Raw genomic sequence first — 16,806 nt, 5'->3', positions numbered from 1 at the left:
GCGGGGATAAAAAGAAAGATGCTGAATCATGGAGGATGAAACGATGGAATTGTATAACGGAGACTTATATTGGCCGACGACCGAATCAGATGACGTCGTATTGAAAAAACCTGAGAAAAAAGAGCATTATGACGTGCTCGTCATCGGTGCCGGTATGTCCGGGACGTTGACCGCCTATACGTTACAACAGGATGGTGTGGATTTTGCGGTACTGGATGGACGGAAAGTCGGAACGGGTAGCACGTCGGCGAACACGGGACTCATTCAATATTCGAATGACATCATGCTACACGAACTTGCAGAAAAAATTGGCGAAGAAGCAGCCGTACGCTTCTATCGCCTTTGTCTCGATGCCGTTGAATCGCTCGATCAAGTAGCGGAAGATGTGAGCGCATCCGAGATCTATATTCGACGGGATAGCCTTTGCTTTGCGAGCGAAGAGGCCGATGTTGCCAAATTGAAACTTGAGTATGAGATGCTTTCGAAGCATGGTTTTGAAGTAGAATGGCTTGATCGTGAGGCGTTGCGTGAACGCTTCCCATTTGAGAAACCCGCGGCATTGATCACAAAAGGGGATGCTGAAGTCAATCCACTCACGCTCAGCCGTCAAATCATTCGTCACTTATCGAAACAGCACGTACCGATTTTTGAAGAGACGTCGGTCGATGAAGTCGTTTCGGACGGTGAAGGTTGGCTCGTTTTCACTTCAAACGGAACATTTAAAGCGAATAAAGTCATCTTTGCGACGGGCTACGGCCCTGCTCCCCTACTCGATTCTCATCGTATCGATTTGAATCGTTCGTATGCCATCGCTACAAATCCGATTGCTGAATTTACCGAATGGGAAGGGCGTGCACTCATCTGGGAGACGAAACGACCGTACCTCTATTTACGTACGACTCCGGATGGTCGAATTATCGCTGGCGGTCTCGACGAAGACAAAGCAGAGACGCCTCACAATGAGGCGCTCATGAATGATCGGGCTGAGCGAGTGAAGGAGAAGATCGCTGAACTCTTCCCGATGTATGACCTTGAAGTCGACTACGCCTGGGTCGCCTTATTTGGAGAATCGGTGGACCAGCTTCCGTTCATCGGGGAACACCCGAATCGACCGAACTTGTTTTACTTACTAGGATATGGGGGAAATGGGACGGTGTACAGTATGCTCGGCTCTCACATCCTGAGCGCCCTCGTTCGTGGTCAAGTCCATCCGGATGCCGATCTCGTTCGTCTAGATCGAACGTAACCCCTATTCTTTGGGGTTGTTACATATTGAAGGAGTGTTTTTGGATTGAAGAAAAAAAGAAAAGCAAATTGGGTGTACACGTTTCGCCGACTTGTCGTGTTTCTCGTTCCTCTCGGCTGCGCCCTCTGGTTTTGGCCGCACGAGTCCACGCCCACTACACAATTAAAGTCTGAACACGTCTCTATGTCCGAGGAAATATATACAATTGAAGAACGTTCACCTGTTCAAGACGACGGTGTCACCCGCTATGAATACGATGTCGTCGTTCATGGCGAACCAAGTACGGATGAACTTCAATCAATCAGTCACGACGTCATCGATGAAGTTCGACAGTCCGATCAGTTTCAAGCCGCCTTGCTACGATTTTATGATGATGCCGCCTATATCGGGACAGACCCCACACTTGGTGAAGCCGTATTCGCTCCTGAAGGCGACTATGCGCTTGCCGATTGGGTCGAGCCCGGTCAAACAGACGAGATGTCGTTCGGCTGGCAACTGCGTGAGAAAGAGTGGTCGACGAAACTGACTGACAAAGAGATTCAAATCTGGGCGTTATGGCAAGAACAATATACAAAACAAGATCCCGACGATCCTGATGTGAAGTCAAAAGTGACGCGAATCGTTTCCAATGAATATGATCTCGACCCAAAATCCGTGCAACAAGTCGTCTTGAAACAGCATGTATGGGCCGTACTGTAAGCTAATCGACCATTTGTGTGAAATCTCTCTTTTTTGAAAAAGAGGGATTTTTTTATTTCCGTTAGGGAACATCGATACAGTAGGTCAAAACGCGACTTACGACGGTCAGTCATACTTAAGGGAGGCAATCACATGGGGAACAAGAAAGAAGAGCAATTAAAACAACATACGATTGATAACGAACAACAAGCAGGCTTGACGACGAACCAAGGGTTGAAGATGGCGGAAGATGAATTCTCACTGAAAGCGGGGCGTCGTGGTCCTACCTTGATTGAAGACTTTCATTTCCGGGAGAAGATGACCCACTTCGATCACGAGCGGATTCCAGAACGCATTGTTCACGCTCGTGGCGTCGGTGCTCATGGAGAGTTCCACGTATATGAACCGCTCGCCGATATCACGAAGGCCGATTTCTTGAACGACCCTTCGAAGACGACACCGGTATTCGTCCGTTTCTCGACCGTCCAAGGATCACGTGGTTCTGCGGATACGGTGCGTGACGTCCGTGGCTTTGCAACGAAGTTTTATACAGACGAAGGAAACTACGACCTAGTCGGGAACAACATCCCTGTCTTCTTCATCCAAGATGCGATCAAGTTCCCTGACCTTGTCCATGCCGTAAAACCTGAACCGCATACGGAAGTGCCGCAAGGGGGAAGCGCGCACGATACGTTCTGGGACTTCGTCGGACAAAACCACGAAACTGCTCATATGGTCATGTGGGCGATGAGTGATCGGGGGATTCCGCGCAGTCTACGCATGATGGAAGGGTTCGGGGTCCATACGTTCCGTCTCGTGAACGCAGAAGGAAAGGCACATTTCGTCAAGTTCCATTGGAAGCCGAAGCTCGGGGTTCATTCACAAGTATGGGACGAAGCCCAAAAAGCAGTCGGGAAAAATGCCGATTTCCATCGTGTCGACTTGTATGAAGCCATTAACAAAGGGGATTATCCAGAGTGGGAACTCGGTCTTCAGCTCATCCCGGAAGAAGATGAGTTCAACTATGACTTCGACATTCTAGACCCGACTAAACTATGGCCAGAGGAAGAAATCCCTGTGAAACTTGTCGGGAAGATGACGCTCAATCGAAACGTCGATAACTTCTTCGCCGAAACCGAGCAAGTCGCGTTCCATCCGGGACACCTCGTCCCAGGGATTGATTTCTCGAACGACCCGCTCTTACAAGGACGTCTATTCTCTTATACGGACACGCAACTTTCGCGTCTCGGTGGACCAAACTTCCACCAAATCCCGATCAACAAGCCGGTTTGTCCGTTCCATAACAACCAGCGTGATGGCATGCATCAAATGGCCGTCCATAAAGGACAGACGAGCTATCATAAAAATGCGCTCAACAACAACCAGCCAGAACCCGTACCAGCCGACCAAGGTGGATTCGAGCACTACCAAGAGAAAGTCGATGGACATAAGATTCGGGGACGCAGCGACAGCTTCCTTGATTTCTATTCACAGGCGAAGCTCTTCTATAACAGCATGACCGATGTCGAGAAGCAACATATTCAAGACGCCTGCAGCTTCGAGCTCGGGAAGTGTGAGTCCGACATGGTGAAAGAGAATGCTGTCGATTTATTGAACCGAATCGATCGTCATCTTGCCGAGGTCGTCGCCGACAACTTAGGCGTACAAGTGCCGGAAGAGAATAATGAGGTCCAGTCAGACAAGTCGTCCCCCGCCCTCTCCATGGCGAATACGATCAAAAAACCGGATACGAAGAGCGTCGCCCTTCTTCTCGCCGGTGATGTGGATGCGAATCAAGTGAAACAATGGGTGAAGAAGCTTGCCGACCACAACGTCAACTACAGTCTCGTCGGCAAGAAGGCCCATATGCTGGGTGACCTGAAAGTAAAAGAGACGTACGACACGGTCGACTCGAGCCTCTTCGATGCCGCTTTCTTGGTGAGCGCCGCAACCCATGTCGAAGACGACGTTCTCGAGTTTATCGAAAATACGTACAAGCACTATAAACCGCTCGCCCTGCACGTGCATCATAAAGAAGCACTCGCAACGTGCCGCGTGAAAACAGACCAGCCTGGTGTCTTCACGTTTGACGAGCATAACCTCGATGGATTCGATACATTCATCGACGGGATCGCGACCGCCCGTTTCTGGGACCGCGCTTAACGACTTCACTCGACTCGATTTATGAGTCGAGTTTTTTTGTGCTCGTCCGCTCCATCGGATGCATCATCTCAGACAATCCTGTTTTGATTTGGTATACTCTTTTAGTTATGTTTATTAACTATTCGATTTTGAAGAAAAGGAGGCGTCGTGTTCGATGCATCAACCTATCCAAAAACTATGGACGAGAGACTTTCTGATCATCTCGCTCATCAACTTCTTCCTGACGCTCATCTTTTTCTTATTGATGGTCACCATCGGGGTACATGCCGTCGAGTCGTACGGGGCGACGACGAGCCAGGCAGGACTCGTCACCGGCATCTTTATCATCGGGACACTGACCGGACGACTGTTTATCGGTCGACTCATCGATTCGATTGGTCGGAAAAAGACGCTTTATATCGGCCTCGTCTTTTTCACCGCAACGATTTTGCTGTACTTCGTCCATTGGGGCGTCGGTTTCTTGTTACTCACTCGTTTCGTACACGGTCTCGGGATGGGATTATCGAGTACCGCAACCGGAACAATCGTAGCGCAAGTCATTCCTGCGACTCGAAAAGGTGAAGGAATCGGTTATTACAGTATGAGCTCTACCCTGGCGACAGCCATCGGGCCATTCGTCGGGTTGCTCCTTAGCCAATATACGAGCTTTACGGTCATTTTCGGACTTTGTTTCGTGATCGGACTGATTAGTTTAGCGAGTACGTTCTTCGTGAACGTACCTGAAGTAGACGCTCCTGAAGTCGTTCGCGGCTTCACATTGAAGTCATTCGTCGAACCGAAGGCGTTACCGATTGCGCTCATCATCGGGATGGCCGCACTCAGCTACTCGAGTGTCTTATCCTACATCAACTTTTACGCGAGTGAACTCGACTTGATCGAAGCAGCGAGTATCTTCTTCCTCGTCTATTCCGTCGCCGTCCTATTGTCGCGTCCGATCACAGGGAAGTTGATGGATGCGCGCGGCGCGAACGTCGTCATGTATCCGGCAATCGCCATCTTCGCCATCGGGCTTCTCGTGCTCAGTCAAGCAAACAGTGGCTGGATGCTATTACTCGCAGGTGCTCTCATCGGACTCGGATTCGGGAATATCCAGTCCGGTACTCAAGCGATCGCCGTCAAGGCCTCACCACCGCATCGGATGGGAATGGCCACTTCGACGTTCTTCATCGCCCTCGATGCAGGTCTCGGATTTGGTCCATACTTCATCGGTTTACTCATTCCATTGACTGGGTTTTCGACGTTGTACTTGATGCTTTCTGGTGTCGTTCTCTTCACCATTTTCTTGTATTACCTCATGAACGGCCGAAGCGAACAAAAACAATTGAAAGAAGCTGCCTGACAGGATGTCTACACATCCTGTCTTTTTTTGAAAGTTCACACATTTTACCGAAGGATACGTTAAGATAAAAATGACGTGTAAAAAATAGAATGAACGAAATGAGGGAGACGAGATGAAAGCTGACCAAACACTTCAATACAACGCATCGATTTTATTACGGACGTTCGATAAAATTTCAGACTATGTGTTCTTTATGGAAGTCGATGGTTCAGCTTATCGGTATGTCTTCGTGAATGAACCTGCAAAGCGCGCAATCAAGTGGTCGGACGCAGATGTCGGAAAGCAGATTGAAGAACTCGTCCCTGCCGATACGGCCGCGCTCATTAAAAAGCATTACGATGAAGCGATTCGAACGAAAAAAAGTGTCGTCTATGAAGATTATCGTCTCGCTGACTCGTTCTACACAGATACGGTAGAAGCGGATGACGTGTTAACACTTCCCCTTCATTACTTCGAGTCAGAAGTAACACCTATTTTTAATGATGAGGGTACCTGTACCCATATCGTCTCGGTCGTTCGCGAAGTGACAGAACGAAAGCGTCGCGAACTTGAATTATCGATTTTAAAAGATCATCATGAATCACTGAGACGTTACTCGCCTCATGGGATTTTCGTGCTCGATCATCATCTAAATATCAAATCGGTCAACCCAGCTGTTACAGCCATCACTGGATATGCAGAACAGGAGATGCTCCATCAACCGTTTCTTCATTGGCTCCCTGAAGAAGAACGTTCTCGTGTCCGTAAAGGATTACAGTTCACCTTGTCCGGGATCCCTCATAAATATTCGATTTACGCTACTCATGAGTCGGGGGAACGGCTCGATTTGTCCGTGTTGAACATCCCGATCGAAGTCGGCGGTAATATTACGGGACTGTTTGCGATCATCATCGATTTGACTCCTGAGAAGAATGCCGAACGCGCTACAATTGAAAGTGAGCGCCGCTATCGTCAACTCATTGAGACGATTCCAGAAGGCATCATCGTCCATCAAAACGGTAAGATTTTGTATGCGAACGAGATGGCGCTCGCCACGATCGGGGAGACATATCTCGAGAGTGAGTCTATCTTCTCTTTCATTGCGGAAGAGTATCATCAGTCCACTCGTAAACGCCTCGCCTCCCTTGAACTCGGGGGACCTGTACAAGATACGGAAATGGTTATTGTAACGCCAGGCGGAGACAGACTACAGATGGACATCAGTAGTCTCCTTATCGACTATGAGGGACAGATGGCCGTGTTGACGATTTTGCGTGATGTCACGGAAAAGCGTGAAATGGAGCAAGCTTTGAGGCAAAGCGAATTACAATATCGACTGATTACGGAAAACATGAGTGATCTCGTCTGCATGTTAGAACGGGACGGTGCTGTTCGTTATGCATCCCCATCCCACCAGACAATTCTCGGTTTTGCGCCCGGTTACTACGAAGGAAAGAATACGCTTGACTATATTCACCCGGATGACATCCATATCGTGCGTAAACAATTAAAAGAATTGAAAGAGCAAGATGTCTCCTTGACGCTTGAATTCCGTCACTTCCATGCCGACCAACGCTGGGTATGGCTCGAAACAAAAATTCAACCGATCTACAACGAATCGGGTCAACTTCTTCACTACTTGACGGTCAGTCGTGAAATCATGCAACGTAAGGCGCTCGAGAAGCAATTGAAGCATTTGGCGTATCACGATACGTTGACCGATTTGCCGAATCGACGCTACTTCCTCGCCTATCTCGAAGAAGCGATTGGACAAAGCGAACTGGAACAGGAGAAATTAGCCGTCCTCGCCCTCGATGTCGACCGTTTTAAACAAATTAATGATACGTTCGGACATGATGTCGGTGACGAACTCTTGCGACAATTAGCGCGTCGTTTGACGTCGGTTCTTCGAAAACAAGATATGATCGCGCGACTCGGCGGTGATGAGTTTGCTGTTCTTATTCGCTACAACGACGCATCTGCTCTCCATCGCGTCGCAGAAAAAATCATCAAGGCGCTACAACGCCCTTGGGAAATCGATCATCATACGTTCATCACCACTTCGAGTGTCGGGGGTGTCCGATATGTCAAAGGATTATCCACTAAACAATTGTTAAAACGCGCCGATCTCGCCCTATATGAGGCGAAAGCTGGCGGAAGAAATCAATATGCCCTTTCCAAGGATCACCTTTAAGTGATCCTTTTTTCACGTGAAACATCAGTAAATCACAGATAAAACCGAACATTAAACATATCAAAAGATAAATTTATTCATTTTTAGATGTTTATTATCCATTTTACCTTTGACTTCGAGAGCTATTCGCGTTATATTACCGAATGGGCGAAGTTTTTTATTGTTAAAGACATTAATGTTCGTAAATAGGGGTGTGACATATGGATAAAGTGTTTGATTATGAAGATATTCAATTAATTCCTGCAAAATGTATTGTCGATAGTCGTTCGGAATGTGATCCGACCATCGAGCTCGGTGGCTTCACGTTTCGCTTACCGGTCGTTCCTGCTAACATGCAAACGATCATTGATGAAAAAGTAGCACTCATGTTGGCCGAAAAAGGATACTTTTACATTATGCATCGCTTCAATCCTGAGACGCGTCTCGCGTTTATCCAAGACATGCATGAGAAGGGGCTTTATGCCTCCATCAGCGTTGGGGTGAAGGATGAGGAGTATGCGTTTATCGAGATGCTTCAATCGACTGGCCATACGCCAGAATTCATCACAATCGATATCGCACATGGACACTCGAATGCAGTCATTCGAATGATTCAACATATTAAGCACCACCTTCCGGGTTCATTCGTCATCGCGGGGAACGTTGGGACGCCAGAGGCTGTTCGCGAATTAGAACATGCCGGTGCGGATGCTACGAAAGTCGGAATCGGGCCAGGGAAAGTATGTATTACGAAAATCAAAACGGGGTTCGGCACGGGCGGCTGGCAATTGGCTGCACTTCGTTGGTGTGCCAAGGCGGCAACAAAACCAATCATTGCGGATGGGGGAATCCGTACACATGGCGACATCGCCAAATCGATTCGTTTCGGCGCTTCGATGGTCATGATTGGATCCTTGTTCGCTGGTCATGACGAATCTCCAGGGGAAACGTTTGAGCAAGACGGCAAACAATTAAAAGAGTATTTCGGTTCGGCTTCTGAGTTCCAAAAAGGGGAACGAAAAAACGTCGAGGGGAAAAAGATGTTTGTCGAACACAAAGGGGCATTGCAAGATACATTGACCGAGATGGAGCAAGACCTCCAGTCGGCGATTTCTTATGCGGGTGGTGACAGTCTAGAAGCGTTGCGCACGGTAGACTATGTCATGGTGAAAAACTCAATCTTCAATGGGGATAAAGTGTATTAAAAAAAGGCGACCATCGTGTCGCCTTTTACAGTACCTTCATCATCATATAGTAGTCTGATCCAGGTGGGTAATCAGGAAGCACGCCCGCGACCGTATAGCCGAAGCGCTCATAAAATGATTTAGCCTGAAACGAGAACGTCGTTAATTTCACACGCTTGGCACCGAGTGACCTCGCAATCGTCTCCCCTTCTTCAAGTAATCGACTACCTAGCCGCTGTCCCTGTACGTTCGAATCCACCCATAAGCGATCTAAATCGAACCATCCCCAATATACACTCCCGTACAATCCGGCGATCACGTGTCCTTCCTGCTCAATTTTCAACTGAACGACCGGTACGACCGCCTCGCGAATCTCACGGTGATGCAACGAATGTACATTGTTATATTCACGCAACTTCCCAGTCAAAAACTGTTGAAACAACTCGTCTTCTTCATGGATGCGAACAATCGTATGCATGGATTTCACACCGTCCCATTCACAAAAAATGTAATCAATTCCTGCTCTTCCTCGTTTATCTCACGATTGATGAGTTCGGCATAGACACGGCTGATTCGTTCATTATTTCCCGGGAAATCATTTGAAATGGTGGCGATTCGACGTAAGGCGAGACAGTCCTCGGCGAACGCTTCACGACTCACCATCTCACCGTGTGACCAAACGATGAACTGCGCATCGAATGTTTCCAATATGTCTAACAATCGAAGTGTCGCTTCAGGCGTCATCCGCCATGTCGGAGCATACAAGTTCGCATAGAGCGCATCTCCTAAAAATAAAACACGTTCTTCTACGATATAGAGGACGATTGAATCTTTCGAATGGTCACCACCGACATACTTCAATACGACGTGAACCCCACCGAGGTCGAGCGTCAGCGATTCCTGAAATGTCAGTGTCGGCAAAACGATTTGAATGTCTCGCGAATCACCGTATTCTTCTCGGATTGCCTCCGCGCAAAACTCGATTTCAATCCCTTCAGCAACTCGTTCATTCAACGATGCGTCATCCCAAGCGTACGGAATGAGTTTTTTCATCTCATGCTTCGTTGCCTCACTCGCAATCGAGACAACCCCTTCTAGGGCAGGTAAACCGAAGATGTGGTCCCAATGCCAATGTGTCAATGCGACCATCGACGGTGCTCGAAGACCTTGCTTTTGAAGTTCATCTAAAAAGAGCGATGTGTGCGCTACCGAGTTACCTGCATCAATGAGCAACGTATGTGTGTCACCCACAACGGCACCAAGAATCGGACGGTCTGTATGCGCGACCGGCGTCATATACCAAAAGCGCTCCGAGTGTTTGATTAAGGTTTGCATGAACGACTCGACTCCTCTTCTATCAATTTTGTTAATTCTTCAAACGAAGAGCGCTCATCGTTCTGGATCCGGATGTGGCGAAGTGGTAGCCGATCAAGTAAATCGAGCTCGTGTCGCTGCCTCTCTTCCAATACCGTAACCGTTCCCGATACATCGGCAAGGTTACGTTTCAACGCATAGACCCCAGTCGTATAATATTCGACGAATCCATGTTGCCATGCAATCGGTCGTTCGTCATAGATGATTGGAAATATGCGTGCGACGTCGTTCAACTCTAAATAAACAACTGTCGGTTCAATAGGTTTTAAAATAGATGCAATCGCTTGAACGTACGCGTCAATCGCCTCTAAAGAAACGTCCTGTGCGACCATCCCGATTGTAAACGGGTTTTGAAGCAATGCGCATTCAAAGACGACGTCTCCTTCTTCCTGCTCGAAACTCTTCACATAACGACGCCATCGTTCGCACATGATTCGAGTATGGAGCGGGAACGGCAATTCATAGACGTCCGTCCCGATGCGCTCCTCCCCTTTCTCATAACGGACGAGCCATCCACCTTCGATTTCCTCGAGAATCGTACCGTGTGAAGGTCGTTCATTCACCCAATACACATCATGCACGTCAACAGGGTGAGCGGCGTCCACTTCCGAATAAAAGACACCTTGTTTCATCGCGCATAACTTTTCGGCAAATGTGGACTTTCCACTTCCCGGTAACCCTTCGATCAACCATAATCTCCCCATGCTCAAAACTCCTCATCATCTAAATATCCATCGTATTGAAACCACTGGTCTCCCCCATTGTTCTTCGCAATGTACATGGCCGCATCGGCTTGTTGGAGGATCGAGTCGATGGTGGATGCAGGTTGTACCGTAGCCACGCCCACACTCACGGTGAGACGAACTTCCTCACCATTTGAAGCGACTATTCCCCGGGAAATAGTGTCATTTATCTCGTTTAACCCGATCGGACTCTCCTCTTGCACGACAACGAATTCATCAGCTGAAAATCGATACACCTGACCTCCGAACGTTTCAACGAATTCATTTAACCGTTGCGCGATTTCGATTAACATTTCATCCCCAATGAGATAGCCAAATTGATCATTGATCCGCTTGAAATCATCTACGTCGATGAACAGTAAAGCGACTACTTTTGAGCGCTGCATCTGTTTATATAAATCGGTCATGAGTGTGTAACGATTGCACAATTTCGTCAGTTGGTCTTGTGTTGCAATTTGAATCATCTCACGCTGTTTCCGTTCTTTTCGAATTCCGTTCTCTAGCCACCTCGCGAGTAACCGGATCGTGTCCGTCAATTCTTGAAGGGTTTCTTCGTCGAGTTGATCGTTTAAATTCCCTTGCTCCGCCAATAAGACGATCCATCCGAACACTTGATGTTTATGTGTCAGTGGAAAACTGACGAGCGTTGTGAATTCGATGCCATCTACGATCAATTCACCCTCTTGAAGGGTTTGTGAACCGACAGTTGTCAGTTGATGGAGCGAACGAAGTTCTTCTTCCCCCCATGTCAGACGTGACACCCCATTCTCCACTAAGAGACGATGCGAGGATTCGATCGAGAAAATCACCGCATGCGAATAGCCGACCCATTCTAATAAGATTTCTTGGACACGTGCCAGTTGGTCTTGGAACGGCATTCGAAGTGCGGTCGCTTCATATAATGACTCCACGACTTGTTGGCGTTTGATTTGTCGCCGTGACACTTCTGTATGCTCAATCTCTGTCATGACCCAGTGCGTGAACGACTCGAGTGCATGTAGGTTTTCTTCCGTGAACGTTCTCGCCTGAGTATCGACCACGCAAAGTGTACCGATGACATGACCTTGCTTTGTCCGGAGCGGCACCCCGGCATAGAATCCGACTTGTTCGAGCCATGGACTGTCACTCTCAAACTCTTCAGCCGCCACATCCTCGATTACCATCGAACGTTCCGATGTGACGACCCGATTACATAACGTCCGCTCCCGCTTGAGATGAGAAGACCCGAGTTCGATGCCGACACAAGATTTGAACCATTGCTGGTCAGTTGTCATGATGGAAATGAAGGCGACCGGCATCTGCAACGTTTGGGCGACCAAACGAGAAATTCGATCAAACCGTTCTTCTTGGGGCGTGTTCAAAATCTCCAATCGTAAGATGGCCTTTAGCCGTTTCATTTCCCGTTCGTCGAGTGCAGGATGCAGTAAGTGTGACGGTTGTTCAATTTTCGATAAGACCGTTTGGTGAGAATATAAAATTTCAAGCGCCTCACCTAGGTCTTCGAGCGCCATCGGACGGCTAAAGAAATAGCCTTGAATCTCATCACAACCGAGTTGACGCAAAATCCGATACTGTTCTTCCGTCTCAACACCTTCAGCTGTCACTTCGAGGTCTAACTTTTTGGCGAGTGACACAATCAGTTTGACGATTTCATACTCTTTCAGTCCATTTTCCTGGTCGAGTTGCGCAACAAATGACCGGTCAATCTTAATCCCGTCGATTTCGAATAGCTTCAAGTAATTTAAAGAAGAATAACTCACCCCAAAATCATCAATCACCAATCGGAATCCTTGTTGCTTCAACGATTCGACCGTTTTAATGGCAGCGACCGGTTCATGCATGAGCGTGTGTTCCGTCACTTCAAATTCGAATTGCTCCGGTTGTAAGTCGTAAGACGCAACGATTATCACTAACTCATTCATATGATGCTCATGAAACAAGTTCGGAGACACATTCACAGCAACACGACGCCCTTCAAACTGTTCGGGATGAGTTGATACATCCTGGCACACTCGATTCATCACAAACTGTGTCACGTCCTCAATGAGGAGTGACTGTTCCGCCACGCGAATAAACGTTTCAGGTGAAACGAATCCGAGTACAGGACTATTCCAACGAATGAGCGCCTCAAAATGAATCGATCCGTCCATCGACACTTTTGGTTGATACACCATATATAGTTCATCTTGTTTGATCGCCTTCACCAGTTCCGTCTCAATCCTAATCTCATCGATGTAACGCTGCACATACTCATCGTGCTCATATAAACGAATCGTTTGATTGCCAGTCTGACGCGCCTCGAGTAAAGCGGTCGAAGCGTTCATGATCACGCGATCGGCGTCAGACGTTCCCGAACCGATACCGATACAACTCGATAACGGAAACTCCGCATCAGCCACTCGGTAAGAATGGCCCGCAATCACATCGAGTAGATGTTCGGCATACATATAAGCCATCTTGATTGGAACATGTGGCAAGACCGCGACAAAATCTTCCCCGTCCACCCGACCAATGATGGAGCCTTTAGGAAGCGTACTCGCCAGTTGACGCGTGATGTCTTTTATCAATTCGTTCGATCGTTCCACCCCTTGGAGAGACATCATCATCTTGAAACGATTGATGTGTAGGCGCATCACACTTGTCTCTTCCGTACTCTGTTGCTCGAACAATTGATCGAGATCCAATTTGACTTTCATCAAATTCGGCATTCCCGTCAAATAGTCCATATGCTCGATGCTTCGTAACAATTTAATCTCCGCTTCTTCTGATAAATCCGTCGTCAAACTGAGCACATAGCGTACGACACCCGACTCATCTTCGATTGGTACGAGCATGGAGGAAGCGAATCGAGCTGTATTGGAGTCGATGTTCATTTTTGACATGAAATAGACCGGGTCCCCCGTCTCGACGACCGCGTCATAATGTTCGATTAATTCATTGGCTACTTCTGAGCGGTACATCTCATGTAAATAACGACCTTCCACATCGTTCGGAAGCGAGGAGGCCAGTTTGCCCTGTTCACTCACTTGCACATATCGATATCCCACATCTGTCACTTCCATGAGGAATACCATCCGATATAAACGTGTGAACAGTTCGAATAAATAATGCGGATCCCCTTTCATCCGTTTCATCGTATACCTCCACCTGATCCTTTTTCTTATAGTGTAGTTGGTTTCGCTGCTTCTATGGAGAAAACCTTTGAAAAAAGGGGAAAACGTTTTTCGTTCCAATACAAAACACCTCCTCAATTCCGAGAAGGTGTTCATCGAATCAAAGCAATTCGTTCGCCAACAGGCGATAAACGTTCAAACGATCCTCTTGTTTATGCTGAATGCTACAAATCATCGCCTCATCGAAGCCATATCGCTCCGACTCATCGCGTAACTGTTCCGCGATTTGTTTCGGCGTCCCCACAAGGTGAATGGCCCGATTGTTGGCGATATGAATCTTGTCGACTTCTGTGAGCGGATACTCATGCGCCGCTTCCGGACTCAACAGCTGTCTCAACTGTCCTCGCATCAAGAAGAGACGCGACAAGTCAGATGGTCGAGCCAAATATTCCGCCTCTTCTTCCGTCTCTGCCGTCGTCACTAAATACGTGACACTGATATCCGGCTTCTCCATAAAGTCAGACGGTGTAAAGTGGTGACGATACGTGTCGAGCGTGTCGGCACTCAGTTCGCCATTGAAAAATTGAGCAAACGAATAACCGAGACCCATGCGCCCGGCTTGAACCGCACTGTTCCCGCTCGATCCGAGTAACCACGCTTCCGGCAACGTGACGCCTGTCGGTGCAGCCGGTGTATTCTTGTACCACCGTTCTTCTGGCGTCTCGTCTTTAATCAGCTGAAGCGTTGTATCGAGCTTCTCATAAAGTCCATCCATCATCGGTTTTTGACCTTGTGACATCGCATAGATGGCATTCGCGTCACCACCTGGCGCACGTCCGACACCGAAATCGATGCGTCCTGGTGCAAGGGCACTGAGCGTCTTGAATACTTCCGCCATCTTCAGTGGCGAATAGTGCATCATCATGATGCCACCGGAACCGAGACGAATCTTGCTCGTCTTCGCTGCTAGATAGGCCGCGATGACTTCTGGAGCCGAACTCGCGAACGACATGCCACCATGGTGCTCGGCCATCCACATGCGGTAATATCCTAACTCTTCTGCGACTTGCGCGAGCTCGACCGCACTCTCTAGCGCATGCTCGCCTGTATGACCGGACGTGACCGGTGCCTGATCTAACACACTCAATCTCATGATGTATTCTCCTATCTCTATAATGAAGTTTCTAAATATCTTGAATTTGTTGGACTCGCCGTCATCATACTAAATGCCTCTATGGAATACGAATGATTTGCCTAGTGTACTACAACTATTTTTCTGAAAATTTACGCATTATGTTGATAGCACCTGGTCATATTTTTTATACTGATAAAGAAATACGTTTTAATATGGGCTGGATGTGTAATGGGGATACATAGACAGCACAAACACTTCGGGGAAATGGGGAATGCATCATGAATGGTTCATCAACACCAGACAAAAAGAATAATGCTTTTTCGGGTCGGGACTTTTTTAAGTTTTTGGTCCCATCGCTCATCGGGATTATGTTTTTCATCGTTCCAATCTCATCCGAGGAAGGCTTTACGATTCCAGTCGCCTTCTTATCCAATCTATTGATTGAATGGATTGGCGAGTTCGTTCCGACACTTGCCGTCATCATGATGGGGATTTCAATCGCTGGATCTTTGTTATTGTTTACGGCACGTCCTGCTTTTATGGTCGAACGACCGTCCATCAACGCACTCTTTAGCGTGACACCGTTTTGGTTTATCATGCGTATCATCGGTTTTATCGCCGGCGTCATGACGCTACTCACTCTCGGACCAGAGATGATCACCTCGGAATTTACGGGTGGTTTGCTCCTCTTTGATTTGATTCCAATCTTGTTCGCGACGTTCTTCTTTGCCGGTATGTTATTACCTTTATTGCTGAACTTCGGACTTCTCGAGTTCGTCGGGACATTCTTGATGAAAATCATGCGTCCACTCTTCCGCTTGCCGGGGCGCGCCTCGCTCGACTCGCTCGCTTCATGGGTCGGAGATGCGACGATCGGGATCCTACTGACGACAAAACAGTATGAGGAAGGCTATTACACGAAACGGGAAGCGTCAATCATCGCGACGACCTTCTCCGTCGTCTCGATCACCTTCACCATCGTCGTCTTACAGTATGTCGAGCTCGATCAATACTTCTTACCGTACTACGGGGCGATCGTTTTATCAGGACTAGTTGCAGCACTCATCATGCCACGGATTTATCCATTATCTAAAAAGGCAGACACGGCTTATGAGAAGACAGAACTTAAACCGGAAGAAGAGGTGCCGGCGAACGTGTCACTCAGCAAGTGGGCGTTGACGCAAGCGCTACAAAAATCAAGTTCGAGTAAGAGCTTCCTAGAAACACTGAAAGACGGCTTCAAGAACGTCCTTGATATGTGGATCGGTGTCCTTCCTGTCGTCATGGCGGTCGGGACGATTGCGGTCGTCATCGCCGAATACACACCTTTCTTCACCATCATCGGAAAGCCGTTCGAACCGATTCTGATGCTCCTGCAAGTCCCTGAGGCATCAGAAGCTGCTCAGACGATGGTCGTCGGTTTTGCCGATATGTTCTTGCCGGCTGTACTCGGTAGCGGCATCGAGAGCGAGTTGACGCGTTTCGTTATCGCTACATTATCGGTTACCCAACTCATCTACATGTCAGAAGTCGGTGGCTTGTTGCTCGGTTCAAAACTGCCAATCTCATTCCTCGATCTCGTCTTGATTTTCTTGTTACGTACATTCATCACGCTTCCGATTATCGTCGGAATCGCACATCTGGTCTTTTAACGAAAACGACGCCCTTTCTCTTTTATG

Annotated in this window: 12 protein-coding genes; 7 read left to right on the top strand and 5 right to left on the bottom strand. The window is 47.9% G+C overall.

Annotation, left to right across the window (positions count from 1 at the left end):
• Positions 1–43 precede the first annotated feature (43 nt).
• From KNO87_RS09955 to guaC, 6 genes are all read left to right on the top strand, one after another.
• Positions 44–1,246 carry an NAD(P)/FAD-dependent oxidoreductase gene (locus KNO87_RS09955; RefSeq protein WP_214795920.1) on the top strand — a complete coding sequence of 401 codons (1,203 nt, stop codon included), beginning with the start codon at positions 44–46 and terminating at the stop codon, positions 1,244–1,246.
• 45 nt (positions 1,247–1,291) lie between these two features.
• The gene (locus tag KNO87_RS09950; protein ID WP_214795918.1) at positions 1,292–1,945 is read left to right on the top strand and encodes a hypothetical protein; all 654 of its coding nucleotides are present in this window, start codon (positions 1,292–1,294) and stop codon (positions 1,943–1,945) included.
• A 132-nt stretch (positions 1,946–2,077) separates the two neighbouring features.
• Positions 2,078–4,087 (top strand): catalase, encoded by a 2,010-nt coding sequence (locus KNO87_RS09945; protein ID WP_214795916.1) that lies wholly within the window; start codon positions 2,078–2,080, stop codon positions 4,085–4,087.
• Positions 4,088–4,241: 154 nt separating this feature from the next.
• Positions 4,242–5,426, top strand: coding sequence for an MFS transporter (locus KNO87_RS09940; RefSeq protein WP_214795914.1), 1,185 nt, complete (start codon positions 4,242–4,244; stop codon positions 5,424–5,426).
• A gap of 112 nt (positions 5,427–5,538) precedes the next feature.
• Entirely contained in the window at positions 5,539–7,599 is a 2,061-nt protein-coding gene (locus KNO87_RS09935) for a PAS domain S-box protein (protein ID WP_214795912.1), read from the top strand.
• A gap of 200 nt (positions 7,600–7,799) precedes the next feature.
• The gene (guaC, locus tag KNO87_RS09930) at positions 7,800–8,783 is read left to right on the top strand and encodes a GMP reductase (RefSeq protein WP_214795910.1); all 984 of its coding nucleotides are present in this window, start codon (positions 7,800–7,802) and stop codon (positions 8,781–8,783) included.
• Positions 8,784–8,808: 25 nt separating this feature from the next.
• Here guaC and KNO87_RS09925 read toward each other — a convergent pair whose 3' ends face one another.
• From KNO87_RS09925 to KNO87_RS09905, 5 genes are all read right to left on the bottom strand, one after another.
• Entirely contained in the window at positions 8,809–9,240 is a 432-nt protein-coding gene (locus KNO87_RS09925) for a GNAT family N-acetyltransferase (protein WP_214795908.1), read from the bottom strand.
• A gap of 5 nt (positions 9,241–9,245) precedes the next feature.
• Positions 9,246–10,097 (bottom strand): MBL fold metallo-hydrolase, encoded by an 852-nt coding sequence (locus KNO87_RS09920; protein WP_214795906.1) that lies wholly within the window; start codon positions 10,095–10,097, stop codon positions 9,246–9,248.
• Positions 10,085–10,840, bottom strand: a complete 756-nt coding sequence (locus tag KNO87_RS09915; protein WP_214795898.1) for a P-loop NTPase family protein — start codon at positions 10,838–10,840, stop codon at positions 10,085–10,087. Before KNO87_RS09915 ends, KNO87_RS09920 begins: the two co-directional genes overlap by 13 nt.
• A gap of 2 nt (positions 10,841–10,842) precedes the next feature.
• Positions 10,843–14,013 carry an EAL domain-containing protein gene (locus KNO87_RS09910; protein ID WP_214795896.1) on the bottom strand — a complete coding sequence of 1,057 codons (3,171 nt, stop codon included), beginning with the start codon at positions 14,011–14,013 and terminating at the stop codon, positions 10,843–10,845.
• 139 nt (positions 14,014–14,152) lie between these two features.
• A complete protein-coding gene (locus KNO87_RS09905; RefSeq protein ID WP_214795894.1) occupies positions 14,153–15,145 on the bottom strand; it encodes an LLM class flavin-dependent oxidoreductase in 993 nt (330 codons plus the stop codon).
• 260 nt (positions 15,146–15,405) lie between these two features.
• Between KNO87_RS09905 and KNO87_RS09900 the strand changes: the two genes are divergently transcribed.
• Entirely contained in the window at positions 15,406–16,779 is a 1,374-nt protein-coding gene (locus KNO87_RS09900) for a YjiH family protein (protein ID WP_214795892.1), read from the top strand.
• Positions 16,780–16,806: the final 27 nt, after the last annotated feature.

Origin of the sequence: Exiguobacterium sp. s34, from assembly GCF_018617435.1 — a bacterium.
Taxonomy (GTDB): Bacteria; Bacillota; Bacilli; order Exiguobacteriales; family Exiguobacteriaceae; genus Exiguobacterium; species Exiguobacterium aestuarii.
This window is presented reverse-complemented; position numbering and strand designations above follow the sequence as displayed.